This window comes from Manganibacter manganicus (assembly GCF_002075885.1).
GTDB classification, from domain to species: Bacteria; Pseudomonadota; Alphaproteobacteria; order Rhizobiales; family Rhizobiaceae; genus Mesorhizobium; species Mesorhizobium manganicum.
In genome coordinates this window covers 121,776-146,803 of the sequence record NZ_MDET01000060.1, presented here as the reverse complement: position 1 = coordinate 146,803, position 25,028 = coordinate 121,776, and the positions used below count along the sequence as shown (strand labels likewise).

General features: G+C 66.7%; 29 protein-coding genes. All 29 read right to left on the bottom strand.

Translation table 11 applies throughout. The features are described 5' to 3' along the window. Nucleotides 1-8: 8 nt before the first annotated feature. Entirely contained in the window at nucleotides 9-287 is a 279-nt protein-coding gene (locus BFN67_RS23710) for a VirB3 family type IV secretion system protein (protein WP_047143435.1), read from the bottom strand. Then, the gene (locus BFN67_RS23705; protein WP_080921911.1) at nucleotides 287-619 is read right to left on the bottom strand and encodes a TrbC/VirB2 family type IV secretion system protein; all 333 of its coding nucleotides are present in this window, start codon (nucleotides 617-619) and stop codon (nucleotides 287-289) included. Before BFN67_RS23705 ends, BFN67_RS23710 begins: the two co-directional genes overlap by 1 nt. Continuing rightward, nucleotides 616-1,602: a P-type conjugative transfer ATPase TrbB gene (gene trbB, locus BFN67_RS23700; protein WP_080921910.1), complete on the bottom strand. Its 987-nt coding sequence runs from the start codon at nucleotides 1,600-1,602 to the stop codon at nucleotides 616-618. Before trbB ends, BFN67_RS23705 begins: the two co-directional genes overlap by 4 nt. A gap of 188 nt (nucleotides 1,603-1,790) precedes the next feature. Further along, complete coding sequence (locus tag BFN67_RS23695) at nucleotides 1,791-2,219, bottom strand: CopG family transcriptional regulator (RefSeq protein WP_080921909.1); 429 nt, start codon at nucleotides 2,217-2,219, stop codon at nucleotides 1,791-1,793. Nucleotides 2,220-2,226: 7 nt separating this feature from the next. Continuing rightward, nucleotides 2,227-4,212, bottom strand: a complete 1,986-nt coding sequence (locus BFN67_RS23690; RefSeq protein ID WP_080921908.1) for a conjugal transfer protein TraG — start codon at nucleotides 4,210-4,212, stop codon at nucleotides 2,227-2,229. A gap of 24 nt (nucleotides 4,213-4,236) precedes the next feature. Next, a complete protein-coding gene (locus BFN67_RS23685; RefSeq protein WP_080921907.1) occupies nucleotides 4,237-5,976 on the bottom strand; it encodes a relaxase/mobilization nuclease domain-containing protein in 1,740 nt (579 codons plus the stop codon). Nucleotides 5,977-6,219: 243 nt separating this feature from the next. Beyond that, a complete protein-coding gene (locus BFN67_RS23680; protein ID WP_080921906.1) occupies nucleotides 6,220-6,999 on the bottom strand; it encodes a lytic transglycosylase domain-containing protein in 780 nt (259 codons plus the stop codon). A 3-nt stretch (nucleotides 7,000-7,002) separates the two neighbouring features. Next, nucleotides 7,003-7,335 (bottom strand): DUF736 domain-containing protein, encoded by a 333-nt coding sequence (locus BFN67_RS23675; protein ID WP_080921905.1) that lies wholly within the window; start codon nucleotides 7,333-7,335, stop codon nucleotides 7,003-7,005. A gap of 59 nt (nucleotides 7,336-7,394) precedes the next feature. Continuing rightward, nucleotides 7,395-7,940 (bottom strand): S26 family signal peptidase, encoded by a 546-nt coding sequence (locus tag BFN67_RS23670; RefSeq protein ID WP_080921904.1) that lies wholly within the window; start codon nucleotides 7,938-7,940, stop codon nucleotides 7,395-7,397. Beyond that, complete coding sequence (locus BFN67_RS23665; RefSeq protein WP_080921903.1) at nucleotides 7,937-8,458, bottom strand: DUF2840 domain-containing protein; 522 nt, start codon at nucleotides 8,456-8,458, stop codon at nucleotides 7,937-7,939. Before BFN67_RS23665 ends, BFN67_RS23670 begins: the two co-directional genes overlap by 4 nt. Beyond that, nucleotides 8,455-8,706, bottom strand: a complete 252-nt coding sequence (locus BFN67_RS23660; RefSeq protein ID WP_080921902.1) for a ribbon-helix-helix protein — start codon at nucleotides 8,704-8,706, stop codon at nucleotides 8,455-8,457. Before BFN67_RS23660 ends, BFN67_RS23665 begins: the two co-directional genes overlap by 4 nt. After that, nucleotides 8,703-9,404 carry a DNA-methyltransferase gene (locus BFN67_RS23655; RefSeq protein ID WP_080921901.1) on the bottom strand — a complete coding sequence of 234 codons (702 nt, stop codon included), beginning with the start codon at nucleotides 9,402-9,404 and terminating at the stop codon, nucleotides 8,703-8,705. The genes BFN67_RS23660 and BFN67_RS23655 overlap by 4 nt, the downstream gene beginning before the upstream one ends. Beyond that, complete coding sequence (gene parA / locus BFN67_RS23650; protein ID WP_080921900.1) at nucleotides 9,401-10,054, bottom strand: ParA family partition ATPase; 654 nt, start codon at nucleotides 10,052-10,054, stop codon at nucleotides 9,401-9,403. The genes BFN67_RS23655 and parA overlap by 4 nt, the downstream gene beginning before the upstream one ends. Beyond that, nucleotides 10,051-11,226 carry a replication initiator protein A gene (locus tag BFN67_RS23645; protein ID WP_080921899.1) on the bottom strand — a complete coding sequence of 392 codons (1,176 nt, stop codon included), beginning with the start codon at nucleotides 11,224-11,226 and terminating at the stop codon, nucleotides 10,051-10,053. The genes parA and BFN67_RS23645 overlap by 4 nt, the downstream gene beginning before the upstream one ends. Nucleotides 11,227-11,244: 18 nt before the next feature. Further along, the gene (locus tag BFN67_RS23640) at nucleotides 11,245-11,526 is read right to left on the bottom strand and encodes a helix-turn-helix transcriptional regulator (protein ID WP_080921898.1); all 282 of its coding nucleotides are present in this window, start codon (nucleotides 11,524-11,526) and stop codon (nucleotides 11,245-11,247) included. A 135-nt stretch (nucleotides 11,527-11,661) separates the two neighbouring features. Further along, the gene (locus BFN67_RS23635) at nucleotides 11,662-12,153 is read right to left on the bottom strand and encodes a DUF2285 domain-containing protein (RefSeq protein WP_245295392.1); all 492 of its coding nucleotides are present in this window, start codon (nucleotides 12,151-12,153) and stop codon (nucleotides 11,662-11,664) included. Beyond that, complete coding sequence (locus tag BFN67_RS25030) at nucleotides 12,083-12,424, bottom strand: transcriptional regulator domain-containing protein (protein ID WP_245295391.1); 342 nt, start codon at nucleotides 12,422-12,424, stop codon at nucleotides 12,083-12,085. Before BFN67_RS25030 ends, BFN67_RS23635 begins: the two co-directional genes overlap by 71 nt. 125 nt (nucleotides 12,425-12,549) lie before the next feature. Further along, nucleotides 12,550-12,810, bottom strand: a complete 261-nt coding sequence (locus BFN67_RS23625; RefSeq protein WP_080921896.1) for a DNA -binding domain-containing protein — start codon at nucleotides 12,808-12,810, stop codon at nucleotides 12,550-12,552. Between the two features lie 93 nt (nucleotides 12,811-12,903). Continuing rightward, the gene (locus BFN67_RS23620; RefSeq protein ID WP_080921895.1) at nucleotides 12,904-13,170 is read right to left on the bottom strand and encodes a helix-turn-helix domain-containing protein; all 267 of its coding nucleotides are present in this window, start codon (nucleotides 13,168-13,170) and stop codon (nucleotides 12,904-12,906) included. A gap of 243 nt (nucleotides 13,171-13,413) precedes the next feature. Then, entirely contained in the window at nucleotides 13,414-13,578 is a 165-nt protein-coding gene (locus tag BFN67_RS24615; protein WP_170138923.1) for a hypothetical protein, read from the bottom strand. Nucleotides 13,579-14,029: 451 nt separating this feature from the next. Further along, nucleotides 14,030-14,431 carry a single-stranded DNA-binding protein gene (locus tag BFN67_RS23615; protein WP_080921894.1) on the bottom strand — a complete coding sequence of 134 codons (402 nt, stop codon included), beginning with the start codon at nucleotides 14,429-14,431 and terminating at the stop codon, nucleotides 14,030-14,032. 825 nt (nucleotides 14,432-15,256) lie between these two features. After that, on the bottom strand, nucleotides 15,257-15,673 hold the full coding sequence (locus BFN67_RS23610; RefSeq protein ID WP_080921893.1) for a hypothetical protein: 417 nt from the start codon (nucleotides 15,671-15,673) through the stop codon (nucleotides 15,257-15,259). 164 nt (nucleotides 15,674-15,837) lie between these two features. Continuing rightward, complete coding sequence (locus BFN67_RS23605; protein WP_080921946.1) at nucleotides 15,838-16,770, bottom strand: DUF2493 domain-containing protein; 933 nt, start codon at nucleotides 16,768-16,770, stop codon at nucleotides 15,838-15,840. Between the two features lie 365 nt (nucleotides 16,771-17,135). Further along, nucleotides 17,136-18,197, bottom strand: a complete 1,062-nt coding sequence (locus BFN67_RS23600; RefSeq protein ID WP_080921892.1) for a DUF7146 domain-containing protein — start codon at nucleotides 18,195-18,197, stop codon at nucleotides 17,136-17,138. Further along, nucleotides 18,198-22,532: a strawberry notch-like NTP hydrolase domain-containing protein gene (locus BFN67_RS23595; RefSeq protein WP_080921891.1), complete on the bottom strand. Its 4,335-nt coding sequence runs from the start codon at nucleotides 22,530-22,532 to the stop codon at nucleotides 18,198-18,200. Between the two features lie 158 nt (nucleotides 22,533-22,690). Beyond that, nucleotides 22,691-23,335 (bottom strand): antitoxin of toxin-antitoxin stability system, encoded by a 645-nt coding sequence (locus BFN67_RS23590; RefSeq protein ID WP_080921890.1) that lies wholly within the window; start codon nucleotides 23,333-23,335, stop codon nucleotides 22,691-22,693. Next, nucleotides 23,328-23,744 (bottom strand): hypothetical protein, encoded by a 417-nt coding sequence (locus BFN67_RS23585; RefSeq protein WP_080921889.1) that lies wholly within the window; start codon nucleotides 23,742-23,744, stop codon nucleotides 23,328-23,330. The genes BFN67_RS23590 and BFN67_RS23585 overlap by 8 nt, the downstream gene beginning before the upstream one ends. A gap of 68 nt (nucleotides 23,745-23,812) precedes the next feature. Further along, on the bottom strand, nucleotides 23,813-24,370 hold the full coding sequence (locus BFN67_RS23580; protein WP_080921888.1) for a hypothetical protein: 558 nt from the start codon (nucleotides 24,368-24,370) through the stop codon (nucleotides 23,813-23,815). 152 nt (nucleotides 24,371-24,522) lie between these two features. Continuing rightward, the gene (locus tag BFN67_RS23575) at nucleotides 24,523-24,945 is read right to left on the bottom strand and encodes an antirestriction protein (protein WP_080921887.1); all 423 of its coding nucleotides are present in this window, start codon (nucleotides 24,943-24,945) and stop codon (nucleotides 24,523-24,525) included. Nucleotides 24,946-25,028: the final 83 nt, after the last annotated feature.

Here is a 25,028-nt window from a genome sequence, read left to right as displayed (position 1 = left end):
ACCTCCCTTCAGACCGCGAGAAAAGCCGGGAGGCGCAGATGGCGCCGGCCGACTTCGACGAATTGGGGATCGCGCTTGGCTGCCCACACGGCCGCGACATGGCCGATGGCCCAGATCGCGATACCGACCAGCCAGAGGCGCAGGCCGAGGCCTACGGCCCCGGCCAGCGTCCCGTTGAGGATCGCGATGGAGCGCGGCGCACCGCCGAGCAGGATGTGCTCGGTCAGTGCGCGGTGAACCGGGACGGTGAACCCCGGTACATCCAGTTGCTCGAAGGCGACGGCCATCAGACGAGCGCCCCGCCGCCGAAGCTGAAGAAGCTCAGGAAAAACGAGCTGGCCGCAAACGCGATCGACAGGCCGAACACGATCTGAATGAGTTTGCGGAAGCCGCCCGACGTGTCTCCGAAGGCGAGCGCGAGGCCCGTGGCGATGATGATTATGACCGCGACGATCTTGGCGACCGGCCCCTCGATCGATTCGAGGATTTTCTGGAGCGGCGCTTCCCACGGCATGGAAGAGCCGGAAGCGTGCGCGGCCGGGACGAGGACGAGATTGACATAGGCGACGGCGGCGACGGTCGCGACGGTGCGATGGACGCGCAGCGGGATGCGGATCATGAAGGTTCTCCTGTGAGGTCAAGGGTTGCGGGGGTGACGCGGTAGTCCCCGTCCGGGCCGAGTCCTTCGACGCGGGCGAGTTCGGCGAGCCGGCGTGCGGAGCCGCGGCCGGAGAGGACGGCTACGAGGTCGATCGTCTCGGCGATCAGCGCGCGCGGAACGGTGACGACGGCTTCCTGGATGAGCTGTTCGAGACGACGTAGCGCGCCGATGCCGGTGCCGGCGTGGATCGTGCCGACGCCGCCCGGATGGCCGGTGCCCCAGGCTTTGAGGAGGTCGAGCGCTTCGGAGCCGCGCACCTCGCCGATCGGGATGCGGTCGGGGCGCAGGCGCAGCGAGGACCGCACGAGATCGGAGAGCGTGACGACGCCCTCCTTGGTCCGCATGGAAACGAGGTTGGGCGCGGCGCATTGCAGCTCGCGCGTGTCCTCGATGATGACGACGCGATCCTGCGTCTTCGCCACCTCGGCGAGCAGCGCATTGGTCAGGGTGGTCTTGCCGGTCGAGGTGCCGCCCGCGACGAGGATGTTGGCGCGCGATGCGACGGCCGCCCGCAAGGTCGCGGCCTGGTCGGCGGTCATGATCCCGGCGGCGACGTAATCGTCGAGCGTGAAGACGGCGACGGCGGGCTTGCGGATCGCGAAGGCCGGTGCGGCGACGACGGGCGGAAGAAGCCCCTCGAACCGCTCCCCCGTCTCGGGCAGTTCGGCCGAGACGCGCGGGGACCGGGCATGGACCTCTGCACCGACATGATGGGCGACCAGGCGGACGATGCGCTCGCCGTCTGCGGGCGAGAGGGTTTCGCCGGTGTCGGACAGCCCTTGGGAAAGCCGGTCGATCCAGATGCGCCCATCGGGGTTCAGCATCACTTCGACGATGCCGTCGTCCTCAAGGAACCGGGCGATGGCGGGACCGAGCGCGGTGCGCAGCATGCGCGCGCCGCGCTGGATCGCCTCCGGTTTCTGATGAGAAGAAGAAGTCATGCCGCCCCCAAAGCCAAGGGGACGCAACAGAGAGTTCCCCGATCGGGGATGATTAAAAGAGCCCGAAATCGGGCCGGTTCAACAAGTATCGGTCGTAGTAGTAGCGTGGCGTGCAAATACAGGAGAACGGCGGCGGAGCCCTGATCTTGTTGTCATCGGGGGGCTTCACCAGATGACGCGCGAGATCGTCACGGCTCCGAGTTGGAGACATCCTCGGGGATCTCCTGTCGCAGCTTCGGTCCTTTCACGAGGCGCCGGCCGAGCGCGGTGATGAACGCCTCATACCGCTCGGCTGATTTGGCGCGTGCCGCCTGTGCGGCAGGCTCCGGCAAGGCCGGCGTGGTCGTGATCCAGAAGCGGATGAACACCGCCAGCGTTTCGACGGCGATGCCGACATCCCGCTCCAGGCGGGTCATGCGGCGGTCGATCTGGTCGAGGCGCTTGGCGACGACCGCCTCTCGTCGCTCGGCATCGTCCGGCGACAGGAACGATGCGATGGCGGCCTCGGCGATCATGGACTGCGATTGATCCCGGCGCGCGGCAAAATCCGCCAGCGCCTGCGTCACGTCGGGGTCCAGATAGACCGTGAACTTCGACTTTTTCCGATGACTGGTCATGGCGCGCTCACAGCTCCATGCCGTCATTCGGGTCGAGCGAGACTTGACGCGCCACGCCCTGCATCTGGCGAAGCATACGCCGGTTGCGCACGGCGTCCTCCTCGGCGTCGTCGGGAAGCTCGATCTCGAACTCGTTGGCAATGGGTTCTTTCTTCTCCACCGGCTTGGCGCGGCTGAGTTCGGGTTGCAGCCGGCGTTCGGAATCGGTGGTGTCTTCGTCGTCGGACAGCTCGGCAGGCTGCGCGTCCAGCGCGTCCGGCCTCGCCGGGATCGGCAGGCTGCTCCAGTCGTCGGGGCGAGGCTTGTCGGGACGTTTCAGTTCGGGCGGGGCAAGAAGGCGCTCGCGGAAACGGGCATCTTCATAGTAGCGCGCCTTCTTCGCCCGGATCGGCGGGGTGCCGGCGACCATGACGATCTCGTCGCTCGGCGGGAGCTGCATGATCTCGCCGGGGGTGAGCAACTGGCGGGCGGTCTCCGAGCGTGAGACCATCAGATGGCCTAGCCAGGGCGACAGCCGGTGCCCGGCATAGTTCTTCATCGCCTTCATCTCGGTCGCGGTGCCCAGCGCATCGGACACGCGCTTGGCGGTGCGCTCGTCGTTCGTGGCAAAGGAAACGCGCACATGGCAGTTGTCGAGGATCGAGTTGTTCGGGCCGTAAGCCTTTTCGATCTGGTTGAGCGACTGCGCGATCAGGAAGGCTTTGAGGCCATAGCCCGCCATGAAGGCCAGCGCGCTCTCGAAGAAGTCGAGCCGCCCCAGCGCCGGAAACTCGTCGAGCATCAACAGCAGGCGGTGCCGGTCGCCCTTCGCCTGCAGGTCTTCGGTCAGGCGGCGGCCGATCTGATTGAGGATGAGGCGGATCAGCGGCTTGGTGCGATTGATGTCGGATGGCGGCACGACGAGGTAGAGCGTGGTCGGGAGCTTGCCGCCCACCATGTCGGCGATCCGCCAGTCGCAGCGCCGCGTCACCTCGGCGACGACCGGATCGCGGTACAATCCGAGAAACGACATGGCGGTGGAGAGCACGCCCGAGCGTTCATTGTCGGATTTGTTGAGCAATTCGCGCGCCGCGCTGGCGATGACCGGGTGCGGCCCCGCTTCGCCGAGATGGCTGGTCGTCATCATCGCGGCAAGCGTCGACTCGATCGGACGTTTCGGATCGGAGAGGAAGGCGGCGACACCGGCGAGCGTCTTGTCGTCCCCGGCATAGAGGACATGCAGGATGGCGCCGACAAGAAGGGAGTGGCTGGTTTTCTCCCAGTGGTTTCGCTTGTCCAGGCTCCCTTCGGGATCGACCAGGATGTCGGCGATGTTCTGCACGTCGCGAACTTCCCACTCGCCGCGGCGCACCTCGAGCAAGGGATTGTAGGCCGAGGATTTCGGATTGGTCGGATCGAAGAGGAGCACGCGACCGTGGTGCGCGCGGAAGCCGGCCGTCAGCGTCCAGTTCTCGCCCTTGATGTCGTGGACGATTGCCGAGCCCGGCCAGGTCAACAATGACGGCACGACGAGGCCGACGCCCTTGCCCGATCGCGTCGGCGCGAAGCACAGCACATGCTCAGGCCCGTCATGGCGCAGATAGTCGCGGTCGTAGCGGCCGAGCACGACGCCATCGGGATCGAGCAGCCCGGCGGCCTTCACCTCTTCCTTCTCGGCCCAGCGCGCCGAGCCATAGGTGGCGACGTCCTTGGCTTCGCGCGCCCGCCAGACCGACATGCCGATCGCGACGGCGATGGCGATGAAGCCGCCAGACGCGGCGATGAACGCGCCCTGGGTGAAGATCTCCGGCGCATAGGCATCGTATGAGAACCACCACCAGAAGAAGGCCGGCGGGTGGTAGAACGGCCAGCCGAAGAGGACGAACCAGGGCGGCCCGAGCTGCGCCTGAAACCCGAGGCTCCAGGCGACATATTCGGTCGCGCCCCAGGTGGTGGAGAGCACGATGAGGAAGACGATCAGAATCTGTCCCCATAGGATTTTGGTCGCGGACATTGCGATGTTCCTTCTCTGTTGAGGCTAGAGGCCGAGCCCGCGCTTGCGCCCGAAGTCCCAATCGACGCCGCCGCCGTCGCGGGCGACGCCGGAGACGTGGCGGCCGAGCTGCTTGTCGAGGGATGGCGACCAGGGCACGAGCTGAAAGCCGAGGCCGTCGTCGATCATGGCGAAGCGGCCGGAGGCGAGCGTCAGGCGCTGGCGATAGGTGCCGGCGACATATTCGCCGCTCTCGGCCGGCTTGAAGGGCTGGCCGGTCTCCTTCGCGAGCCGGCCGGCGACGGCCTCGACTTCGCGGCGGCGAAGGGTGTCGATCAGGTTGCGGTTGAAGATGACGCGGCGGCCCTGCTGCTCGGCGAGACCTTCGCCGACCAGACGCTCCGCACGCTGCCGCATCGCGTCCCGCACCTCGGCGCCGAAACTACCGTCCGACATGGCGACGGGTTCGCGGGCGATGGATTGCCGGTCGAGCCAGGTCGCGCCGGTGGCGCTCACCTGATGCTGGAGATCGAGATCGGAGCGGACGGCGAGCGCGACGCGACGATCGCCTTTCGCGTCCTCATAGGTGCGCAGCTCGACGATCGATCCCGGCGGGCTGTCGCCGGTGGCGTCGAGATGCGGCAGGCGGATGTGATGGGTGCGGCCGTCCACGCCGTCGACCACGGCGTAGGCCGTTCCCTTCAGCTCGTCGTCGAGGCCGCGTTCGACCAGGCGGCCGATGACGGGAACGTCGAGGCTCTCGCCGGCAAGGACGTAGCTGGCCGAGCCGCGCTCGATGCCGCTTGTCGTCAGCGCCCGGTGCATCCGCTTGATGATGTCGCCGCGCTCGCCGAGTTCGCGCAGCGTCGCTTCGGCCTCGGGCTTGATGAACCATTGCTGGTGCCCGACCTGTCCGGCGAGCCCGCAGATTTCGAGCGTGCGCAGCCGGCCGACCTTCAGCGCGTGAAATTCGTCCGGCTGCTGGCCGGGCTGCGGCGCGAGGTCGATGATGCCGGACTTGCCGGCGTCGCGGACAAGCTGGCGGTCGAGCTGCGTCCAGCGTTCGGCCTCGACCTGCCGCTCCAGATTGCGGTTGATCTCCAGATCGGTGCGCTGGCCCAGCTCCTGCGTCACGAGATCCTGTGCACGGGCGCGCATTCCCTCCTTGATGTAGTCGCGGGAGATTACGAGGTCCTGGCCGTCGTCGGTGCGGCCGCGGACGATGATATGGATATGGGGATTGTCGGTGTTCCAGTGATCGACGCCGACCCAATCGAGTTTGGTGCCGAGGTCTTTTTCCATCTGCCCCATAAGCTCGCGGGCATGGTCCTTGAGGTCGGCCATATCCACGGCGTCCTCGGGCGAGACGATGAAGCGGAAATGGTGCCGGTCATCCTCGCAGCGCGCCGCGAAGTCGCGGGCATCCACATTGTCGCCTTCAGGGCCGAACAGCCGCGCCTTCTCCCCGTCTCGGGTCACGCCGTCGCGGCGGAGATATGAGAGGTGCGCAGCCAGCGGCGCGGCGCGTGCGCTATGGCGCACCACGCGGGTCTTGATGACGACGATGCGTGAGCGGCCGGTGAGCAGCCGGTTGGCCTGGATGCTGGCGCGCTGGCCGCGCCCGAAGCGCGAGCGGTTGCCCGTCGTAATCTTGCCGGAACGGGAGACGCGGCCACCGGCCTTCTGCGCGGCGGCGAGCGCCTGCGAAATGAAGGGCCGGGCCTGCTGTGCGCGGGTCGAGCGGATGCGCCCAGGCCGGACGCGAATTTCGCTGTCATCGGCCATGGCGGAACCTCGCACGGTGCAAAAGGAACAGGGAAATCAGAAAGATAGGCGTGCAGCGCACGGTGCGCGAAAGCGCGGCACGGTGCGGAACGCGCCAAAAAACCATGCAAAAACAACCGACCAACCGAAGCGCACCGTGCGCCTTTTTATCTCGCCATCGTCCGGTTGTTCTGCCTGCCTCTGCCCCTTCCATCCTCCATGACACGCCGGAATACGAAGGGATGCGAAGGACGGCCCGCACGCTCATGGGCGCTCTCCGGGGCTGGAGCGTGCGACGACAAGGGGCGAATCCGATGTCGCGGCGGGATCGGATGGCCGCGCCGTGACGGAGGATCGGCTGTCGTCCGAACGCGCATTGTCCGACCGCGAACCGGCGGGGCGAGCGTCGGCTGAACGCACGACGAAGATCGCCGCCTCGCGCCAGTCGGGTGGCGGATCGGCTCGCCAGACGGACGTTTCGGGTGCGGCCGCGCCGCCGAGCACCGGCACGAGCGCGGCGACATAGGCCCGCGTTTCGGCCGGCAAGGCGCGGCCCGTCGAGCGATGATCGTCATAGCGGCCGGGACCGGCGTTGTAGGCCGCGAGCATCGCGGCGACATCGCCGTAGCGGTCCCACATTTCGCGCAGATAGGCCGCGCCCGCCATGATGTTGTCGTGCGGGTCATAGGGGTCGCGGCCGAGACGGTAGCGGGCGCGCAAGGCGGCCCATGTATCCGGCATGACCTGCATCAGCCCCAGCGCGCCCGCCGACGAGATCGCGCGCACATCACCCGCGCTTTCGGCGCGCAGCACGGCGCGAATCCAGCGTTCGGGAATCCCGTACCGCTGCGCCGCCTCGGCGATGTGGGCGGCATAGGGATCGGTGGCGGACGGACGGGCGACCGGCGGGGTCTGCGCCGTTGCCCCGGTCGGCCCCGCGCAGAAGGCGAGCACGCCGAGGGTGGCGAGAACGGCGCGGCGACATGCCGATCCGGCCCGGCCAACGCGCCGGGCCGCGAGCATGGAGATGATCGGAGCCGGCATCGGTCAGCTCCGGTCTTCGCGCTGCCGGGGCCGCTTCCATGCGAGCCGGAAGGTGCGGCCGTCGTCGTCGGCCTGGAACAGTGCCGGGCGAAACACGGTCAGAAAGAGCGGGCTGTCGATCTCTAGGGCGATGTAGTCACCGGCGCGTTCGCCGACACGTTTCCACGCAGCGCCGATCTCGGGGCCGTCCTCGTCGTCGAGGTGGATGCGATAGGCCGGCGCGTTCTCGGCGTCGCTCGGATCGATGCCGACGAGCACGATCGCCTCGTCGATGCCGAATAGCCGGACGCGGCCGGCATAGCCGTTGGCGGTAGGTTCAAAGGGATGGTTGGGCATAGTCGTCTCCTTCAGGTTGGTGAGCTGGTTGGTCGGGGAAAGGCGGCGTCAGCGCCCCGTCAGCGGGTCGGCGCGCGCCACTCGAAGCGGCCGTTGCCGTCTTCGTCGGTCCACAGCGGGACCGCGTGGCCGATGATCTGGTCGGTGGGGGTCAGGCCGAAGTAGCGACCGTCGAGGCTGTCGCGGACCTGCCAGTTCATGAGGAAGACTTCGCCGGTCTGGATGCGGCGGCAGCCCTGCCAGACGGGCAGCTCCCGGCCGATCCGGTCGCGCTCCAGCGCCGCGCCCATGGCGATCCCGTCCACGGTGATCGCGCGGCCGGTTCGGCAAACGGTCTGCCCGGACACGCCGAGCACGCGCTTGATGAGCGGCACGCCCTTGGGCAGATAGCCGCGCTCGGCCATAAAGGCGGCGAGCGGTTCGGGCGCGTCGACCGCGACAAGATCGGTGACGTCGAACGGCCCGTCGTAGTCGATGGAATAGAGGCCGATGGGCGCGCTGGCCGAGGCGTTCCACATGAGCTTGATTGGCATCGGCGTGAGCGCCGGATAGCCGATGCCGAGCGTGGCGAGCGCCATGACGGTGATGAGGCCGGCGCGCGTCATGGCTGAACCTTCCTGCGCAGGAGGAAGGCGCGATGCTGTTCGAGCGTGTAGGCGCGCGGCTGCTGAGCGGCGGCCATCCGGTTGTGGACGTGCCGCCAGTGTTCCGGCGAAACGGCGTCCGCCTCGATGCCGATCGCCTCGATCGCATCGACGTGGCGCAGTACGTCCTCGACCTTCGGCCAGCCCTCGATCTTGAGCAGGATTTCGCCGCCCGGCCGCACGAAGGGCAGCGTCTGGTAGGCCTCGCCCGGTTCGACCGCGCGCACGATGTCGATGCGCGAGATGATCGTGCCGAAGTCGTTGGAAGCCCAACGGACGAAGGCGAAGATGGTATTGGGCCGGAAAGAGAGAATGCGCTGGCGGCGGTCGACGATCTGTTCGTTCGCCGCCTGGCCGAACCTGATCCAGTATTCGATCTTCTTCTCGATCCACGTCAGTTCGACGCGGGTCATGCGATCCTGGATGAGCGCGGACGGCATCGGGCCGCCGCGCACGCGGGGGGCCGCGGTGCCGTTCATGTGGGGTCTCCTGGGGTCGAGGGAAATTCGCGCGACAGCAGCTCGCGCAGCATGTCGGCGACGGTGACGCCGCGCCCGAAGGCCGCGATCTTGATCCGGCCGCGCAGCTCCGGCGTCACGTCGATGGTGAGCCGCGCCGTATAGGCACTCGCCTCGGCGGTGCGTGGCGGGCTCTCGGCCGTCTTGATCCACTGTTCGGGATCGGCCGGGCGCGTGGCGAAACCGCGCTTTTCGGTGCGGGCCGTCATGACGCGCCTCCGCTGCCGAAGGGCAGCAGCGCGGCGAGCCGGGAACGGGCGCGCTCGGCCATGACGGGATCGATCTCGCAGCCGATATAGCGGCGGCCGGACAGCCGGCAGGCTTCACCCGCCGCGCCGGAGCCTGCGAACCAGTCGCCGAGCAGCACCGACGGTTTTTCGGTCGGATGGATCGCGCGGCCGTGGCAATTGCGCAGGTAGATGACCGATCGCATGATGCGCGGCCCGCCGTCTTGGCTGACGTAGTGGCCGGCGTCGATCTGGCCGTTATGGGGAGGACGCTGCTTGCGGCGGACGGTGCGCGCCGTCGCATCGGGCGTGGTCTGGACGTCGTTGTATATGTCGCGCCAGGCCGTCTCGGCCGGGTAAAATTGCACGGCCAACTCATGCACCCGCTTGAAGCGATCGGCATGAAAGCTGGAGCCGTTCTGCTTCTCCCAGACGATCTCCTGCGCGATGCGCAAGCGCGCGTCGGTGAAGCGGTCGGCGGTCGCCATGAAGCTGCGCAGCGAGCCGAACACCCAGATCGAGCCGGTGGGCTTGAGGGCGGCGCGCGCCAGCACCAGCCAGCGCTCGACGCGCCGGTCCCAGGCGAGCGAGGTGTCGCCATAGGGCGGATCGGCAAGGATCATATCGAACGGGCCGCGCGGCGGCATGAGGTCGCGGCAGTCGCCGGTGAGGACGATCATGAACCGTCCCTCCCGATGTCGAGCTGGCCGATCTCGGACGCGAGCGCGGCGATCTCGCGGGCGGCGGGCGAGCGGCTGTCGATCTCCGAGGCGAGCCGCCCGGACTGCGCGGCGTCGGCGAAGACGATGCGCTGGCCGATGGTCGCGGCGAGCACCGGCGGATCGTGATCGGCCAGCGTCTCGGCCGTCTCGCGGGCGATGACGGTGCGCGTGGCGCAGCGATTGAGAACGAAACGGGCGACGAGCTGCGGCCGGTAGATGCGTGCTTCCGTGAGGAGCGACAGCATCTCGGCCGAGGCCCAGCCATCGAGCGGCGACGGCTGCACCGGGATCAGCACGAGGTCGGCGGCGAGCAAGGCCGAGCGCATGAGGCCGGCGACACGCGGCGGGCCGTCGATGACGATGTGATCGACGTCGCGCGCCAGCTCGGGCGCTTCGCGGTGGAGCGTATCGCGCGCCAGGCCGACGACGCCGAACGCGCGCGGCAGGCCCTCGCGGCTGCGCTGCTGCGACCAGTCGAGCGCCGAGCCCTGCGGGTCCGCATCGATCAGCGTGACACGCCGGCCGCGTCCCGCGAGTTCACCGGCGAGATGGAGCGCGAGCGTCGTCTTCCCGACCCCGCCTTTCTGATTGAGGAGCGCGACGATCATCGGCTTCCCCCCGGTGGATCGAGGGGAAGCCGGGGCGCTTCGGGATCGCCGGCCTCGGACGAGCGGATGTCGCCGGAGGCCCTTCGGGGGCCGGACTGTGCGGCCGGAAAGCTCTTTTTCGCGGTTACGCTGAGGCTTCTGGCGGCGCCGCGGATGAGCTTTTCCACATCGCGCGCGCGCTCTTCAAAGTTAGATTCTTGGTTAGACTCTAAGTTAAGGGCGCGAATCCGTCTGCGATTTCCAGACGTTAAGGCCGGTTTCGGTTCCTGATAGCACGAGCCTCGGGTTCCCGATGGCACGATAGTCCGGGTTCCCGATAGCACGAGCCCGTCCACAGGTTTTCCACAGGGGGCGAGCGGCTCGAAAGCGAGCAGCGTGCGCCCGCCGATCTCCATCTCCAGCGACAGGACGTAGCCGGGCAGCGGCTGGCGCCGCACGATGTCGCGCAGCTCGAACGCGAAGCGTTTGAACGGCGACAGACTGCCGGATTTGACATGGAGATGGTGCAGGTCGAACCGCCAGCCGTCGCGCTGGCGGCCGCCGTGCTTGCGCACGATGCGGTAAAGCCAGCGGTCGAGGCCGCCGGTGAGATCGAAATAGGCCGGGTCGATGGTGAGGATGAGCGCGTCGTCGAGGACGGCCTTGTAGAACCAGTCGGGGACGATCAGCTCGATGCCGTCCGGTCGTCCATGGCGGTCGGTGCGCTCCTGCCATTCGTTGATCCACGAGAAGCGGTGGCGGCGGCCCTCGGCCGGCTGGCGGATCGATGTCGAGATCGTGGTCGATTGCAGCCGGTCCAGCGCCGCCTTGAGGCGCTGGTAATCGCGCAGCGACGTGCCGCGTCCGACATAGGTGAGGATTTCATAGGGCGTCGTCGCCATCAGCCGTGACGTGCGAAGCCCGTTGTCGCGGGCTTCGACGATCTGGCTGGCGGCCCAGATCAGGATGTCGGCGTCCCAGATCGTGGCCATGCCATGATCGGGAACGGCCTCGACGCGGATCGTGATGTCGCCGGCTGCGAAGTCGATCGGGGCGACGCGATGGGATTTGGAGAGGGAGAAGAACGGATAGGCCATGAGATCCTGCGCATCTCGTGGCGCGAAGTCGCCGGGGAGTGCGCGAAACAGATCGAGCTGCCCACGCTCCGAGAGGTCACGACGCCGCACCACCATGAAAGGGTCCGGCCACGATCAGCGTGCGAACCGGCCGGCAACCCGGTCGGTCGTCGGCGGCTGGCGCTTCGCCGGCAGCACGGAGCCGCGCGGATCGGAGGTCGAGGTGACGGCGCCGCGCTCGGCCCAGGTTTCGAGGTCGTCGACGGCATAGACGACGCGCCCGCCGAGTTTGCGGTAGGCCGGGCCGGTGCCATAGGTCCGGTGCTTTTCGAGGGTGCGGGCGGACAGGCTGAGAAATTCAGCGGCTTCCTTGGTCCGCAGATAGCGTGGCGGGAGCGCGGTGGTTTCGGGTCGCATGGGGCGGGCCTCCGTGGGTTTGCTGGGGGCCGCTGGCGATCAGCGGCTGACAGCGACCACGGTGGCGAAGAACCGTCGGCGGGATGGATGGGGGACTTGAGGTGGCTAAAATCCCCACCCCCTGTCGCGGCGCGGCTATGTGCGCCGGCGCTGGCGAAGCAGTTGCAGATAGCCGCCGTTGATGAGCGCCAAGCCGCCTTCGACCAGGGCGATGACGGCATCGCGCAGCGGCGATGTCTTCCAGGGCTCGGTGTTGACGCGCGCCTCGCCGTAGATCGCGACGGCGATCTCGCGATAGCTCGCGCCGTTCATGTGACCATCGGTGGCGCGGAGTTTCAGGCGCAGGCGGCGGCGTTGTTCGGCGGTCATGCGCTTATCGCGTGGCGGCGGGCGGCCGCGCCAGACGCGCGCCATTCGCGTCAGGGCATCGATGCGGTCGAAGACGTCGTTATCGAGCGGAACCAGCGCCGCGAGCTGGTTGTCGTGAACAGTGCCGGAAAGGAACAGAACCTGGATGTCGTGCTCGGAGAAGGACGCATAGGCGCCTTCGGGGGCTTCACGCCCTGCGGCGAACGGATCGGCGGAGGAAGCGGGGGCGGGAGGCAGAAATTCGGGGCGGCGCGTCAAGAGGAGAACAGCGGTATCGCTGGACGGCGACCAACGTATTTCCTGAGCGAGTGCGGACAGGCCCGGCCTGGCAGCGAAATCGAAGCCCCCAGAGCTGTTCTGCGTCTTTTGGAAGCGGTGCGGCCTCAGTGGCAGCGTTCACAAGACCGCTGTAGAGTTCCTGATAGGGAACGTATCGGCGAAGACATTCCCAGGCGAGTCCCTCGACCTGCAGCCTGTCGAAATAGTCGTAACGGCTGTCGTTCCGCCAGTCTCTTGTATCTGGCCTCATAGCGTCAACTCCTCGCAGGTTACGCGCAAGTCGAACGCCGAGTTTTCCTGTTTCATCATAGGTGGCGGAAGGCCGGGAGAGGACATTGCGTGATGCCGAAGGAGCATCACGCGACCAGCGGCGGATCAGCCCTGGGACAGTCGCAGAAGGTGCCGATAGCCGGTGTGCGTCATCCAACGGGCGCGAGCGAGATGGCTATCGTGGATGCGTCGACAGCGTTCGGGTTCGTTGACGGGATCGAGTCCGAACAAGATCTGCACCGCCTCTGTCCAATCGGCGCCATCGGCATCCGCGTCCAGCAAGCGCGCGTAGAGTTTGACGTGCGCCTTGTCATAGGCGGTGAGTTCCTGCCCTGCCGGCGCGGTATCTGCGAATGTCTCGATCATGATGCAGGCTCGATTACTATGCGGCGGCTGCATCTTAACCATGTTTTGTCCAAAATGGAGCGACGGCAAGCTTGGGCGAGCTTTGCCCGCCGATCAGCGCGCTGCGGTGGATGGATTGGGCTTATTTCCGCGATCATCGACCAGCAACACTCCTTGCCCCTGAACGGTGGACAAGAGGACGATGCCGGCAGCTTCCAAAGCCCTGCGCACCTGATCGCGCGTTGTCTCGTACACATCGAGTCCGCTTTCGGATTCGAGGCGTTTAAGCGCGGTCAGCGATATGCGGGCCTTGTCAGCGAGCGTCTCCTGTGTCCAACCCAGCAACGCGCGTGCGGCCCGTGATTGTCGGGCGGTGATCATGCATGATCACCTCCCATTCGGACCTACGCGCATTCCAGAACTACGGCTATTTTAGTCGTCCTTGCTCTATTTTGCCAGTCTAAAGACGCTGCATGAAATCTGCGGCGACGTGGTTCCGGTGCAGTGATTCGCGCGGCTGCGCGGGATCGGGGCGCCTGAAAGGCGGTCTCGGCCCGCAGCAGGCCGACGACCGCGTTGGGCGGGCGGCGTCCAAGAAATGGAGGGGCGGATGATCCGCCCCTTTTACGCGAAGGGATCGATCTCGGAGACGATGGTGTCATCGTCGCCGTCATATTCGGTGGCGGGCATCACGCTCATGGTGCCGTCGCCGGCGCGGAAGATGACGATGGCGACCATCAGGGTGGAGGCGAGACTGGCGGCGTAGGCGTTGGCAGTTGCGAGGGTCATTGTCCGGCTCCCGATTTCGGCGGGGACCATTCCCCGCTCGACGGGCGCCCGAAGTGTTTTGGGTTCGGCCGGGGTCATCGCGCAGGCGAAGACGAAGCGACCGCACGCTTGCGTAGCGGACCCCATGAGGGTTGACCCTGGAAGGCCGGGACCGGAACCAAGGTTAAGCCACAAGAACGGGGTGGTTTCCGCTTGCCGGAGCCGGTTGGCCCTGCATTGCCCTTGCCGGCGCTGCCCTGGCTCGCTCCCTGACAGTCGCGATCGTCCGCAGTTGTCTATGGTCCGCGTGATGCCCGCCGCCGAATATGCGCCTTGCGTGCGCCGGTCTGTTTGATCCCTTTGCGTGAAGCGGCGCGCAGCATCCAAGGGGCCGCAGCTTTGGGGCGGCGTCGATCCGGCGCGAACATTAGAAATCCCGGCGGCTTTCGCCGCCGGGTCTCCGGCCGTCCGATCAGAACGGGATGTCATCGTCGTCGATGAACTTGCCGTCGTCGTTTTCGGTCTGCTTCGCCCGGTTCAGGAAATCGACGGTTTCGGCGATGATCTCGCAGCCGTAGCGGTCGTTGCCCTGCTGGTCGGTCCATTTGGTGTAGTGGATGCGTCCGCGAACCAGAACCTTCATGCCCTTTTCGCAATGCTCCTCGATCGTCTTGCCGAGGCTGTTGAAGGCGGTGATCCGGTGCCATTCGGTGTCCTGCACCCGGTAGCCCCTGTCGTCGCGGACCACCTTGCCTTCCGAGTAGCGAGGGCGCGAGGTTGCGAGGGTGAAGTGGGTGATGCGGGTGCCGCCCTGGGTGGCGCGGGTTTCCGGGTCCTGGCCGATGTTGCCAGCGAGGATGACGATGTTCTGCATTGTAGGTCTCCGTTGCTTCTCGGAGGAACCATTCCCTCCGACGAGACCCGGCCAAGGCCGTCTGGAGACTCCTGCATCGCCGCCTTCAGCGGCGGCTTGACCCCCAAGGTCCGGGTGGGGCGGGCAGCCGCGCTTGCGCGGCAACACGGCCGGAAACCGCGGGGGTTGCCGGAAGGAAACAGAACGGACTTAGGGGATCAGTCAGTCGGAGGGATTGGTGCTTCCGTAAGCCCGATGGAGACCGGGCCAGAACAGCATCCTTGCTGGCCGCAGATGAGACAGGGCCAGACGCACCACCCCGGAGGCGCCCCGGCCACGCCCTGTCGCCTGCCGATCCGCGCCCCGGCTTCGGAGGCAAACGAGGATTTCCGCGAGAACGAGACGCCTGCCGGGTTGTCCGCACCAATTGCCGGATCATCGTTTTGACGGCACGAGGCTCGATTCAGAGCCTTGCGAAAAGGGCATGAAGGTGTTCGCGGCGCAGCTCGTCGCGCAACCCACGGACCGATCAGCACCGCGTCGACCGGCGCGCTCGCAGATCTCGCCCGATGCCGACGCAGCGGGCCGGACGGTGCGACCGACACGGCGATGGCGCATTCAGCAACCCGATGAGACTCCGCCCTGATCGGATGGCGGGAGGCTTGGCGCGAACGCTGTCGGGATGGTCATGGGAGCGATGGATCGCCACCACCCCGTGTCAGCGATTGAAGCCGAATGGCGGAAACGCGCTCATCAAGCGTGGTTCCGGCGCAGCCGAATGAGCGGCCCGAAGGGCGACACCCATCCTTCCCGGCCCATGCCGCGAGGATCATCGGAACAGCACGATCAACGCGAAAGCGCAGCCGTTCCGACCGCATTGAGGTTCAGCACCGCCGCTATGCCGATGACCAAACCGCCGATCCCGCCGAGGATATTGATGGCGATGGCCGAGTCGATCATGTGCTTGGTCACGCCATGAACCAGCGCGAAACCGGCGATCACGGCCGGAATGGCGAAGATGGCGAGCGCGATCAGACGCAAGGCGGGGTTTTTCGCAAAGCCAAGCACGGCGATCACCAGCACGACGGAGCCTATGGCCGCACCGATGGCCGCAAGGGCGGAAAACCAGAAGCCCGAGCCTGTCGCATAGACATATTGGAACGCGGTGATGCCCGTCATCACAGGCAGCGCGTAGATGGCGAGATGCCAGGCGATCACGCAGAAGGTGATGGTGAGCGAGATGGCAAGAAGGATCAGCGTCATGGAAACCTCCACTTGAATGGTTGAGGATCACGACAGGCTGCCCGGAGATACGCTCCGCCTGCGACTATGCTGCTTCGCCGGTTCTGCAAGGAAACATCATAAAAGCCTTCTCATTGCCGTGTCGTCAAGTATTGGCGGCTGTTGCAGCCGCCTTTCGGCGGCGCTTACGCGCCGCCGTCGAACTTCATGACCGGGATGCCGAGCTTGCGGGCCTTGTCCGCGAGATTGTCCTGAATCCCGGTTCCGGGGAAGTGAATGACCCCGATCGGCATGGTGTCGAGCATCGCATCGTTGCGCTTGAACGGCGCTGCCTTGGCGTGCTTCGTCCAGTCGGGCTTGAAGGGGATTTGCGTAACCTTGCGGTTGCTGGCCCATTTCGAGGCGATGAGTTCGGCGCCCTTCGGGCTTCCACCGTGCAGCAGCACCATGTCGGGGTGTTTGGCGTGAACCTGATCGAGCTTGGCCCAGATCAGGCGGTGGTCGTTGTAGTCGAGCCCGCCGGTGAAGGCCACTTTCGGGCCGGGCGGAAGGAGCACCTCGTTCTCGGCCTGCTTCTTCGCGGCGAGGAAGTCGCGGCTGTCGATCATCGCGGCGGTCAGGTTGCGATGGTTGACCATGGAACCCGTGCGCGGCCGCCAGACGGAGTGGGTGTGGCGCTCGAAGTGTTCGGCGGCCTGGTCGCGCATCAGCTCGAAGGCGTCGCGCCGTTCGAGAAGGGTCTGACCCTCTGCCGTCAGGCGCTCCAGTTCGACGGACTTCACCTCGGAGCCGTCCTGTTCCCGTTGAAGGCGGCGCTGCGCGACTTCGTTGTCGTCCAGCTCGCGCGCGATCCGGTCGCCCGCGCGCTGGAAGAGGTTGACCGTGCCCCAGAGCAGTTCTTCGAGGTCGGGTTCCAGGCGGGTGTCCGAGAGCGCCACCACGAGGGCGTCGAAGATGTCGGCGATGCTGCCGGCCACGACATTGCCCTCGGGGAGCGGTCGCGGGTCGGGTTCGTCCTCGAAGGGACGGTAGCCGTAGAGCGCCAGTTCCTGAAGGACGTGATCGGTCGGGGAAGATTCGTGGTGCGGCTCGTAGTCGGTGTCGTGGTGTTCGGTCATGGTGGTCTGCCTTCGGCTCGTGGCCGCGCCCATCGCGGCCTTCGTGGCGACGAAAGGCGGCGGGCGGGACGGACCTGCACCGGACGCGCAGCGGGAGGCCGGAACGCAGAGGAGGATGACGGGGGCCGGCGATTTTGCTTCGCGATGCAAAGCGCCCCAGCCGGGGTCCCCGCGCGACTTGTCGCGTGGGGTGGGTGCGGCGCGGCGGAAAATCGTTGGCAACCGGCATTGCCTGTCCGGCCCGCCTGACGCCCCGATCGCCCTCTCAGAAGGCCGTGGGTGTGGCCTCTCCGCGCCGGAGGCAGATCGCCATGGCTGAACCGGCCCCGCGATACCGCGTTGCCGCTGCACCTGACCGTGACCGATCAGGCCGCCAGCACCATGAAGCGTGCTATGTCCTGCGAGACGATCTGGTCCCGCAGCCGTGCCGCCAATGAGTCGTGGCCGAGGAGCCTGAGATCTTCGTTGAAGTCACCGAGCCGTGGCGTGAGCACGACCGCCTCGATCCCGACTGCGCTCGCACGCTCCGTCAGGGTCGCCATCGCACCATCGCCGGCCGGATCGTTGTCGCGGGCGATATAGAGCCGCCGCAGCGTCGTCGGGAACAGGATGGCGCTGAGATGGGCCGCCGAGAGCGCCGCCAGAGACGGCATAGCGGGCAGAACCGTGCGGACGGACAGTACCGTTTCGATGCCTTCGCCGGCCGTCATCACCTCGCTGCCCATGCCGAAGCGGACGGCGTTTCCTAGGAGATCACCCATCGCGCGCCGGGGCGTCTCGATCGGCGCACGGCCAAGACGCGCCTCGGTGAAGCCGCCGGGATCGAGCCAGGTGCGGTGCGCGCCCGTAATGGTGCCGGCGGGGTCGGTGACGGCAGCGATCATCGCCGGCCAGGTCTCGGTCGGCGCGTTCTCGTCGGCCCGATAGTAGCAGCGGGGGTGGAAGCGCAGGGCTCCGGTTTCGTGCAAAGCCGTAATGGCGCGATTGCGCAAATACGTTTCCACGAGCGTCCGTCCGATGGGCTTCGCCATGGCAAGGAGCCGCCGCGAGGCTTCGGGCGATCCCGCCGGCGCCGATGCCGGTCGCCAGTCACGCTTCCCCGGTTCGGGTTCAGGATGCGGCAAGGCGAGGAAGGACCGGGCCTCGTCGGCGACGTCCTTGAAGTCGATCAGCCCGCAGCTTTCGCGGATGACGTCGAGAAGATCGCCATGCTCGCCAGTCGCGGAATCCGTCCATTTGCCCGCTGCGCCCTTGCCGGTTTCCGGCCCGGTCAGCCGGACGAACATCGACCGGCCCGGCGTGTTGCGGACGTCGCCGACCTGCCAGTATCGTCCGGCTCGGTGGCCGGACGACAGATAATGACGGCAAACCGCCTCGGCGTGTCGGCCGAGACGGATCGCCAGTTCGGAAGCTGCGAGGCGAGCCATTTACGCCGCCTCCCGCTCACCGATGCGCTCGACAGGCCAGCGTTCGAGCAGCTTTGCGAGCACGATCGGCCCATTGGCGTCGACCGGCACGAACATGCGCAGCTTCCACGAGATGATTTCGTGGAACAGGCCATAGGCGGTGAGCCGCTCGCGCATGGTGTCGGTGAAGCCGGAGAGTTCGATGCGGTTCGCGCCCATGACGCGAGCGCGCCGAAGCTGAAGGCCCTCGGCGAGATCGAGGATCGTGCGACCGTCCATCAGCGCCATGAAGGCGTCATCGGGCTTGAGCGCGGTCGTGCCGGTCGTGGTCGCGTTGGCGGCCCAGGCCGGAGAGACCTTGCGGCCGATGATGCGTTCACCGTCATCGGTCTGGAGGCGATACACGCGCGTCGATTCATTCGGCAGGCGTTTCCAGATGGGGAGCAGCAAGCCGGTGACGACATGGATCGTGCTGTCGGCAAACTCCGGCACCTCGGCGATCTCGGCGTTCCAGGCGGCGGCGAACGCATCTTGATCGGCCTCGATCCAGTGCGTTTCGGCCATGGTCTTGAGGGGAATGTTATGCCCCTCCATCGGGCGCAACAGGCGAACGCGGCGCTCGATCTCGCCATCGTCGAGCATGATGCTGGTGGTCGGCACCTGCACGGCGGCCCGGCCGGAACGCTCGTTGACGAGGAGCTTCGCGCGCCGGTCATCGAGATGGCCGAGTGCTGCGTCCAGCGTCAGCGGACGATTGCGCTCGCGCTGCGTGATGGTCAGCAGTCGGGTTTCCGCGCCGGTGCCGGGATGGACATAGATGGTCTTGCGGTCGGTGACGATGAACCGCTCGGCGGTCAGCGTCTCCAACCCGGCGTCATAGGTGCCGCTGGCGATGGCCCCCTCGATGCGCGCCGTCAGCAATTGTTCGAAGGCGGTGAAGAGGACGCCCTGAAGCTCGATGGTCAGCGCCAGTAGCCGATTGAGGAAGGTGGTGATCGGCGGCAGCTCGTCCTTGATGCCGGTCGAATCCATAAGCTTCAGGCCGGTGGCGGACTCGAAACGGTCGAGCGAGCAGCCTTCGACCTTGCCGCGCACCAGCAGCATGTAGAGCTGGCGCAGCGCATCGCGCGCATAGGGGCTTTCCAGATTGTCTTCGGGGCGGAACAGACCTTGCCCGCCCGTCTGGCGCTGGCCCCGCGTGATGGCGCCGAGCGTGTCGAGGCGGCGAGCGATGGTCGACAGGAAGCGCTTCTCGGCCTTCACGTCCGTCGCGATCGGGCGGAAGAGCGGCGGCTGCGCCTGATTGGTGCGGTGCGTGCGGCCGAGGCCCTGGATGGCGGCGTCGGCCTTCCAGCCGGGTTCGAGGAGGTAATGGACGCGCAGGCGCGTGTTCCGCGCCGACAGCTCGGCGTGGTAGCTGCGTCCCGTGCCGCCGGCGTCGGAGAAGATCAGGACGCGCTTGTTGTCGTCCATGAACGCCTGCGTCTCGGCGAGATTGGCGGACGCGGCGCGGTTCTCCACCACGAGCCGCTGGCCCTTGCGGACGATCCGGCGCGAGCGGCCCGTCACCTCGGCCACCATGTCGGTGCCGAAGTGCTGAACGATCTGGTCGAGCGCGCCGGGGACGGCCGGCAGGCTCGCCAGCTTCTCGATCAGCGCGGTGCGGCGGGCGACAGCCTCCCGGCTTTCGACGGGCTGGCCGTCACGCATGACCGGACGCGACGAGACCTTGCCGTCGCTGTCGGTGAACGGCTCGTAGAGCTGAACCGGGAAGCTGGTTTCGAGGTAGGACAGGACATATTCGCGCGGCGTGATGTCCGCCCGAATATCGTTCCATTCTTCTGTCGGGATGTCGGCCAGACGCCGCTCCGTCAGCGCCTCGCCGGTCGAGACGATCTGGATCACGGCGGAATGACCGGCTTCCAGATCGGCGGTGATCGACCGGATCAGGGTCGGCGTTTTCATGCTGGTGAGCAGATGGCCGAAGAAACGCTGCTTGGCGGACTCGAAGGCCGAGCGGGCGGCGGACTTCGCCTGCTTGTTCAGCGTGCCGGACGATCCGGTGATGTTGGCGGCCTCCATCGCCGCGTCGAGATTGTTATGGATGATGGCGAAGGCCCCGGCATAGGCGTCGTAGATGCGGGTCTGCTCAGGGCTAAGCGCGTGCTCGACCAGCTCATATTCCACGCCGTCGAAGGAAAGCGAGCGGGCGGTGTAGAGGCCAAGCGCCCGAAGGTCGCGAGCCAGAACCTCCATCGCCGCGACGCCGCCGGCTTCGATCGCCTCGACAAACTCGGCCCTGGTCGAGAACGGGAAATCCTCGCCGCCCCAGAGACCGAGCCGCTGGGCATAGGCGAGATTGTGGACGGAGGTGGCGCCGGTCGCCGAGACATAGGTGATGCGGGCGTTCGGGAGCGCGTGCTGGAGGCGAAGCCCGGCGCGGCCCTGCTGCGAGGCGGCGACGTCGCCGCGTTCACCCTTGCCTCCGGCGGCATTCTGCATCGCGTGCGCCTCGTCGAAAATGATGGCTCCATCGAAATCGGAGCCCAACCATTCGACGATCTGCTTGACCCTGGAAACCCGCTCGCCGCGGTCGTCGCCCCGTAGCGTGGCGTAGGTTGTAAATAGGACGCCTTCGGGCAGCGTGATCGGCCGCCCTTGCGGGAAGCGTGACAGTGGCGTGACAAGCAGGCGCTCCATGCCGAGCGCGCTCCAGTCGCGTTGGGCGTCCTCCAGCAGCTTGTCGGATTTGGAGATCCAGACCGCCTTGCGCCGGCCCTGAAGCCAGTTGTCGAGGATGATCGCGGCGGACTGGCGGCCCTTGCCGACGCCGGTGCCGTCGCCGATGAAGAAGCCGCGCCGGAAGCGCACGGCCTTCTCGGCATCGTCGCGCGCGGCCGAGACGAGATCGAACGTCTCGTCCACCGTCCACGAACCGGCGAGATAGTCCGAATGGGCTTCGCCCGCATAGACCAGCGTTTCGAGCTGGGCGTCGGACAGGAGATCGCGGATGTTGGCGGGGAGATGCGGGCGATAGCTCGGCTTCGGCGGCGCGACGGACGCCATCGCCGCCGACTGCACCAGCTTGGTCGGATGGGCCTGAGAACCGGAAATACGGATCGCCTGCAATCCGTACTCTTCATAGATGGCGTCGGAGATACGGCCATCGTCGGTGGTTCCGGCTTCGGGCAGCGTGTCGACGATCTCATAGGCGAGCGCGACGCCTTCCGGCTCAGTCGCGACAGCGGCGGGCGCGATCCTGGCGGCACGGTTGAGATAGCCGCGCACGCTGCGCGCGGCGGCGGGTGCCGCGGCTGGAACGATGACGGAGGGATCGACCGGCAGGCGCGGCGGTAGATGTGCGCCGATCCAGTCCATAAGGGTCGCGGCATCCGGCGCGGTGCCCGGCGAGACCGGGAAGACCGTGGGATCATCGGCGGGCAGCTTGTCGATGACGGTGAGCCGCGTGGCGAAGGTCGTGCCATGCTTGGCGTAAACGCTGCCGTCGATCCCGGCGGAGAAGACGACGCGGCCGCGCTCCTGCAGACGGGCGAAGGCGTCGGTCCAGGCCGGAGCCTCCGGGCCGAAGTTCGAGCCGGTGATCGCAACGAGGCGGCCGCCGGGCGCCAGGCGCGCGAGCGCGGAGGCGACATGGCGGAACGCGGCGTCGGCCACGCGGCCCTCGACATGGACCATGGCCGAGAACGGCGGGTTCATGAGCACGACAGACGGAACGGTGGCGGCGTCGAGATGATCGTCGATCTGGGCCGCGTCGAAGCGGGTGACGGCAATGGCCGGAAAGAGAGAGGAAAGGAGCGCGGCGCGCGTGTCGGCCAGTTCGTTCAGCACGAGCGAGCCGCCGGCGATCTCGGCGAGGATCGCCAGAAGTCCGGTCCCGGCCGATGGCTCCAGCACGCGGTCGGCGGTCGTGATCGCGGCGGCAGTCGTGGCGACCAGGCCAAGCGGGATCGGTGTCGAGAATTGTTGGAGCGCCTGGCTCTCCTGCGAGCGGCGGGTATGGGTCGGCAGAAGCCCGACGATCTTGCCGAGCAGCGGGAGTGCTGCGACCTTCGAGCCGGCTTTGCGGAAAAGCGCCTTTCCGTATTTGCGCAGGAACAGGACGGTGGCGACCTCGCACGCCTCATAGGCGGTTTTCCAGTCCCAGAGGCCGGTGGCGTCGGAACCGCCGAAGGCCGCCTCCATCGCGCCGCGCAGGGCAACGGCATCGACACGCGCACCGCGTTCGAGATGCGGCAGGATGAGCAGGGCAGCCGCGCGGACGGCGGCGGCAGAATCGCCGGGCGCAGCGAGCGGCGTCGCCGGCAGCGTATCGGCGAGGGGAAGCAAAGTGTTCATTGGGAAGTCCTCGGGAGAGCGGAAACGGGCAAGCCCGCCGGCGCTCTCTCTCGGACCGGACGGGCTCAAACCCGTCCCGGCCACTCTCTGCCTCTACAGCCGTGGCGATAGCCGACATGAAACAAGCGCCCGGCCGTGTGGCGGGGCGCTTGTCGAGGTCAGCCGAAACGGCGTCCGGTTTCGGTGAAGGTGTATTGGTTGGCGGTGATCGTCTCGTCCACGGCCTCGTCCGAACTGAGGTATTCGTATTCGCGTTCGAGCTGCCGGTAGAGCCAACGGGCGAGATCACGCAGCGCCTCGATCACGGCGTCTTCTGCATCGGCCGTCATGTCCTGATACGTGGGGCTGTCCCGCTCGACCGAGATCGCCATGCAATATTCATGGGAATAGCGGCCTCGATGACTGACATCGGCGCGGAGCTGATAGAAATTGCGGCGCTGGATCGCCAGCAGGTCATCGGCGATGGCGTGAAGGCGGGTGTCTTTCGGCGCGTACTCGCGAATTTCGCGGGTGGCGTTTTTGCGAAAGGCATAAAACGCCTGATAGCTGGCGCCATTGCCCTGCGACCAGAAGCCGGTGAACGCGATCTGCGGCTCCTGCCGGGTGCCGCCGCCCATGAGGCGGACGGACCGGGTTTTCAGGCAGATACCGAGGATTTTCGCGATGCGCTGGAAATCCTCGAAGACGGAATCATACCACTCGTAGTCGAAGCCGCCTTCACGATACCAGGCGCGCGCGATGTCCTTGGCGGCGTCGGAAAGCTCGCCGAGCTGATAGACGGTGGTTTCGATGATCTCAGGCATCGGGATCGCCTCCGCGCAGCACCTTGTCGAGCCAGCCATCGGTATAGATCCAGGCGACCGTCTCGCCGGTGGCGAGGTCGATGACATGAGCGCCGCCGCCAAAGCCGTCGAGGCGGGGCCGCGAGCAGAGGTTGGCGTATTGGAAGCCCCAACGACCTGTCAGACCGAACTCGGTCGCGCAGATCGTGACGAACTGGATCATGCGCGCGGGATCGCCGGTCTCGTCATGGCGCATCCAAAGCTCGGTCCCCCCATATTGGGGTTCGATCGAGAGAAGAAAGCCCTCGGAGGGAGGCTCCTCGGACGCTCCTTCCTCGGAGAGCTTGTTGTAGAGTTCGAGCGCGCGAGCGGCGTTTTCGGGTGTGCCGACGTTAAGCAGGCACGAGAAATGCGTAAGGTAGTTGGCCATGTCAGGCTCCTGAAATGGAAAACCCGGCGCAGGGCCGGGTCGAATGGATGGAAAAGCGTGGTTGGAAGTCAGGCGGCCAGCGGCATTCGCAGAAGCTCGGCCGCCGTCTCGCGCCAGAGCGCATCGACCAACCGCGCTTCAAGCTGGCTGGCGCGGTAGCGATGTTCGCGGGCCGAGGCGTGCTCGCCGCGACCGGACGCGGTGAAGGCCGCGCCGCGCAGCTTGCTGGCCTCGGTCACGACACGGCGGGCCTCGGCGTCGGATGCGACGGGCTGCTGCCAGAGGACGATCCCGGCCCGGATCATTCCTGCAATGACAAGGCCCTGGTCGCTGTCCTGAATGACGATGATGCGCGGGCGCAAGCGCAGCATCTCGTCGGTGCCGACGCGGATGTCGCCGGCCGCGACGCGGCGGCTGGCGAGCGACATGGCGTCTTCGGGGGACGGGCATTCGCCGATGGCGACGATCTGGTCGAAACCATCGGCGTCATCCATCCCCTCATAATAGGCGGTGCCGATGCAGGAGATCCGCAACGGGAGTTTCTGTGCGCGTTGCAGGGTCGGCAGGACATGCCGGGCGAGAATGGCGCCGATCGGGGCGACGCGGGATTGGCGGGCAATGGTCATCGGATCAACTCCGCGACGGGCGGCGGAAGCCTCTCCTCCACCTCGTAACCCGTCACGGACAGGCCGACCGGCCTCTGCCTCTCTCTCTTCGGATGACGGCCGTGGCCAGCACGAAAAATGCGCCCCACCGGATGATGGGGCGCATGGACCGGTCAATCGATGGCCTGGAATATCGCCGACGCCTCGGGGTGGCCGTCGAGATAGCCGTAAAGCCGCTCATAGCCTTGCGCGAGAAAGTCGGACTCGAACCGGAACGACAGATGCGAGAAGGCGAAAAGCGTGGCGATGATGCCTGCCGCCTCGGCCGAAACCTCGCCGCGATATTCCGTGATTTCGCTTTCGATGCGGAAACGCGGCTTCGAGGTTGGTGCGAGGAACAACGGCTGCCCGTCGATCTCATAGAAGTTCCAGAAGCCGCCGCCATAGTCCTGCGGGCTGAGGCGGTCCATCAGGGAATAGACCGCATTCTCGGCCACGATCAGGAGCGGCAGGCCGAACAGGGTCGGCAGGAACATCTCGCGCCGATCCTCGGGAACGAGGGTGGCGGAGGGTTTCACGAGCGTATCATTGGACATGGGAGGCGTCTCCAGAGAGCGAAACGGGAAAAGTCCGACCGGCTCTCTCTTCACCGCCCGGACCTGTCCCGGCTCCAAGGCCC

What these genes read in the sequence shown, in the direction of transcription:
- BFN67_RS25030 (WP_245295391.1), bottom strand. Translation starts at nt 12,424, where the DNA reads ATGAGGCCAGATACAAGAGACTGGCGGAACGACAGCCGTTACGACTAT.
- BFN67_RS23690 (WP_080921908.1), bottom strand. Translation starts at nt 4,212, where the DNA reads ATGTCCGCGACCAAAATCCTATGGGGACAGATTCTGATCGTCTTCCTC.
- BFN67_RS23695 (WP_080921909.1), bottom strand. Translation starts at nt 2,219, where the DNA reads ATGACCAGTCATCGGAAAAAGTCGAAGTTCACGGTCTATCTGGACCCC.
- BFN67_RS23640 (WP_080921898.1), bottom strand. Translation starts at nt 11,526, where the DNA reads ATGCGACCCGAAACCACCGCGCTCCCGCCACGCTATCTGCGGACCAAG.
- BFN67_RS23610 (WP_080921893.1), bottom strand. Translation starts at nt 15,673, where the DNA reads ATGACGCTGATCCTTCTTGCCATCTCGCTCACCATCACCTTCTGCGTG.
- parA (WP_080921900.1), bottom strand. Translation starts at nt 10,054, where the DNA reads ATGATCGTCGCGCTCCTCAATCAGAAAGGCGGGGTCGGGAAGACGACG.
- BFN67_RS23660 (WP_080921902.1), bottom strand. Translation starts at nt 8,706, where the DNA reads ATGACGGCCCGCACCGAAAAGCGCGGTTTCGCCACGCGCCCGGCCGAT.
- BFN67_RS23605 (WP_080921946.1), bottom strand. Translation starts at nt 16,770, where the DNA reads ATGACCGAACACCACGACACCGACTACGAGCCGCACCACGAATCTTCC.
- BFN67_RS23625 (WP_080921896.1), bottom strand. Translation starts at nt 12,810, where the DNA reads ATGATCGAGACATTCGCAGATACCGCGCCGGCAGGGCAGGAACTCACC.
- BFN67_RS23575 (WP_080921887.1), bottom strand. Translation starts at nt 24,945, where the DNA reads ATGTCCAATGATACGCTCGTGAAACCCTCCGCCACCCTCGTTCCCGAG.
- BFN67_RS23705 (WP_080921911.1), bottom strand. Translation starts at nt 619, where the DNA reads ATGATCCGCATCCCGCTGCGCGTCCATCGCACCGTCGCGACCGTCGCC.
- BFN67_RS23655 (WP_080921901.1), bottom strand. Translation starts at nt 9,404, where the DNA reads ATGATCGTCCTCACCGGCGACTGCCGCGACCTCATGCCGCCGCGCGGC.
- BFN67_RS23615 (WP_080921894.1), bottom strand. Translation starts at nt 14,431, where the DNA reads ATGCAGAACATCGTCATCCTCGCTGGCAACATCGGCCAGGACCCGGAA.
- BFN67_RS23680 (WP_080921906.1), bottom strand. Translation starts at nt 6,999, where the DNA reads ATGCCGGCTCCGATCATCTCCATGCTCGCGGCCCGGCGCGTTGGCCGG.
- BFN67_RS23645 (WP_080921899.1), bottom strand. Translation starts at nt 11,226, where the DNA reads ATGGTGGTGCGGCGTCGTGACCTCTCGGAGCGTGGGCAGCTCGATCTG.
- trbB (WP_080921910.1), bottom strand. Translation starts at nt 1,602, where the DNA reads ATGACTTCTTCTTCTCATCAGAAACCGGAGGCGATCCAGCGCGGCGCG.
- BFN67_RS23675 (WP_080921905.1), bottom strand. Translation starts at nt 7,335, where the DNA reads ATGCCCAACCATCCCTTTGAACCTACCGCCAACGGCTATGCCGGCCGC.
- BFN67_RS23665 (WP_080921903.1), bottom strand. Translation starts at nt 8,458, where the DNA reads ATGAACGGCACCGCGGCCCCCCGCGTGCGCGGCGGCCCGATGCCGTCC.
- BFN67_RS23620 (WP_080921895.1), bottom strand. Translation starts at nt 13,170, where the DNA reads ATGATCACCGCCCGACAATCACGGGCCGCACGCGCGTTGCTGGGTTGG.
- BFN67_RS23600 (WP_080921892.1), bottom strand. Translation starts at nt 18,197, where the DNA reads ATGGCTCGCCTCGCAGCTTCCGAACTGGCGATCCGTCTCGGCCGACAC.
- BFN67_RS24615 (WP_170138923.1), bottom strand. Translation starts at nt 13,578, where the DNA reads ATGACCCTCGCAACTGCCAACGCCTACGCCGCCAGTCTCGCCTCCACC.
- BFN67_RS23585 (WP_080921889.1), bottom strand. Translation starts at nt 23,744, where the DNA reads ATGGCCAACTACCTTACGCATTTCTCGTGCCTGCTTAACGTCGGCACA.
- BFN67_RS23670 (WP_080921904.1), bottom strand. Translation starts at nt 7,940, where the DNA reads ATGACGCGCGCCGGCCTCATCACCGTCATGGCGCTCGCCACGCTCGGC.
- BFN67_RS23590 (WP_080921890.1), bottom strand. Translation starts at nt 23,335, where the DNA reads ATGCCTGAGATCATCGAAACCACCGTCTATCAGCTCGGCGAGCTTTCC.
- BFN67_RS23580 (WP_080921888.1), bottom strand. Translation starts at nt 24,370, where the DNA reads ATGACCATTGCCCGCCAATCCCGCGTCGCCCCGATCGGCGCCATTCTC.
- BFN67_RS23685 (WP_080921907.1), bottom strand. Translation starts at nt 5,976, where the DNA reads ATGGCCGATGACAGCGAAATTCGCGTCCGGCCTGGGCGCATCCGCTCG.
- BFN67_RS23710 (WP_047143435.1), bottom strand. Translation starts at nt 287, where the DNA reads ATGGCCGTCGCCTTCGAGCAACTGGATGTACCGGGGTTCACCGTCCCG.
- BFN67_RS23595 (WP_080921891.1), bottom strand. Translation starts at nt 22,532, where the DNA reads ATGAACACTTTGCTTCCCCTCGCCGATACGCTGCCGGCGACGCCGCTC.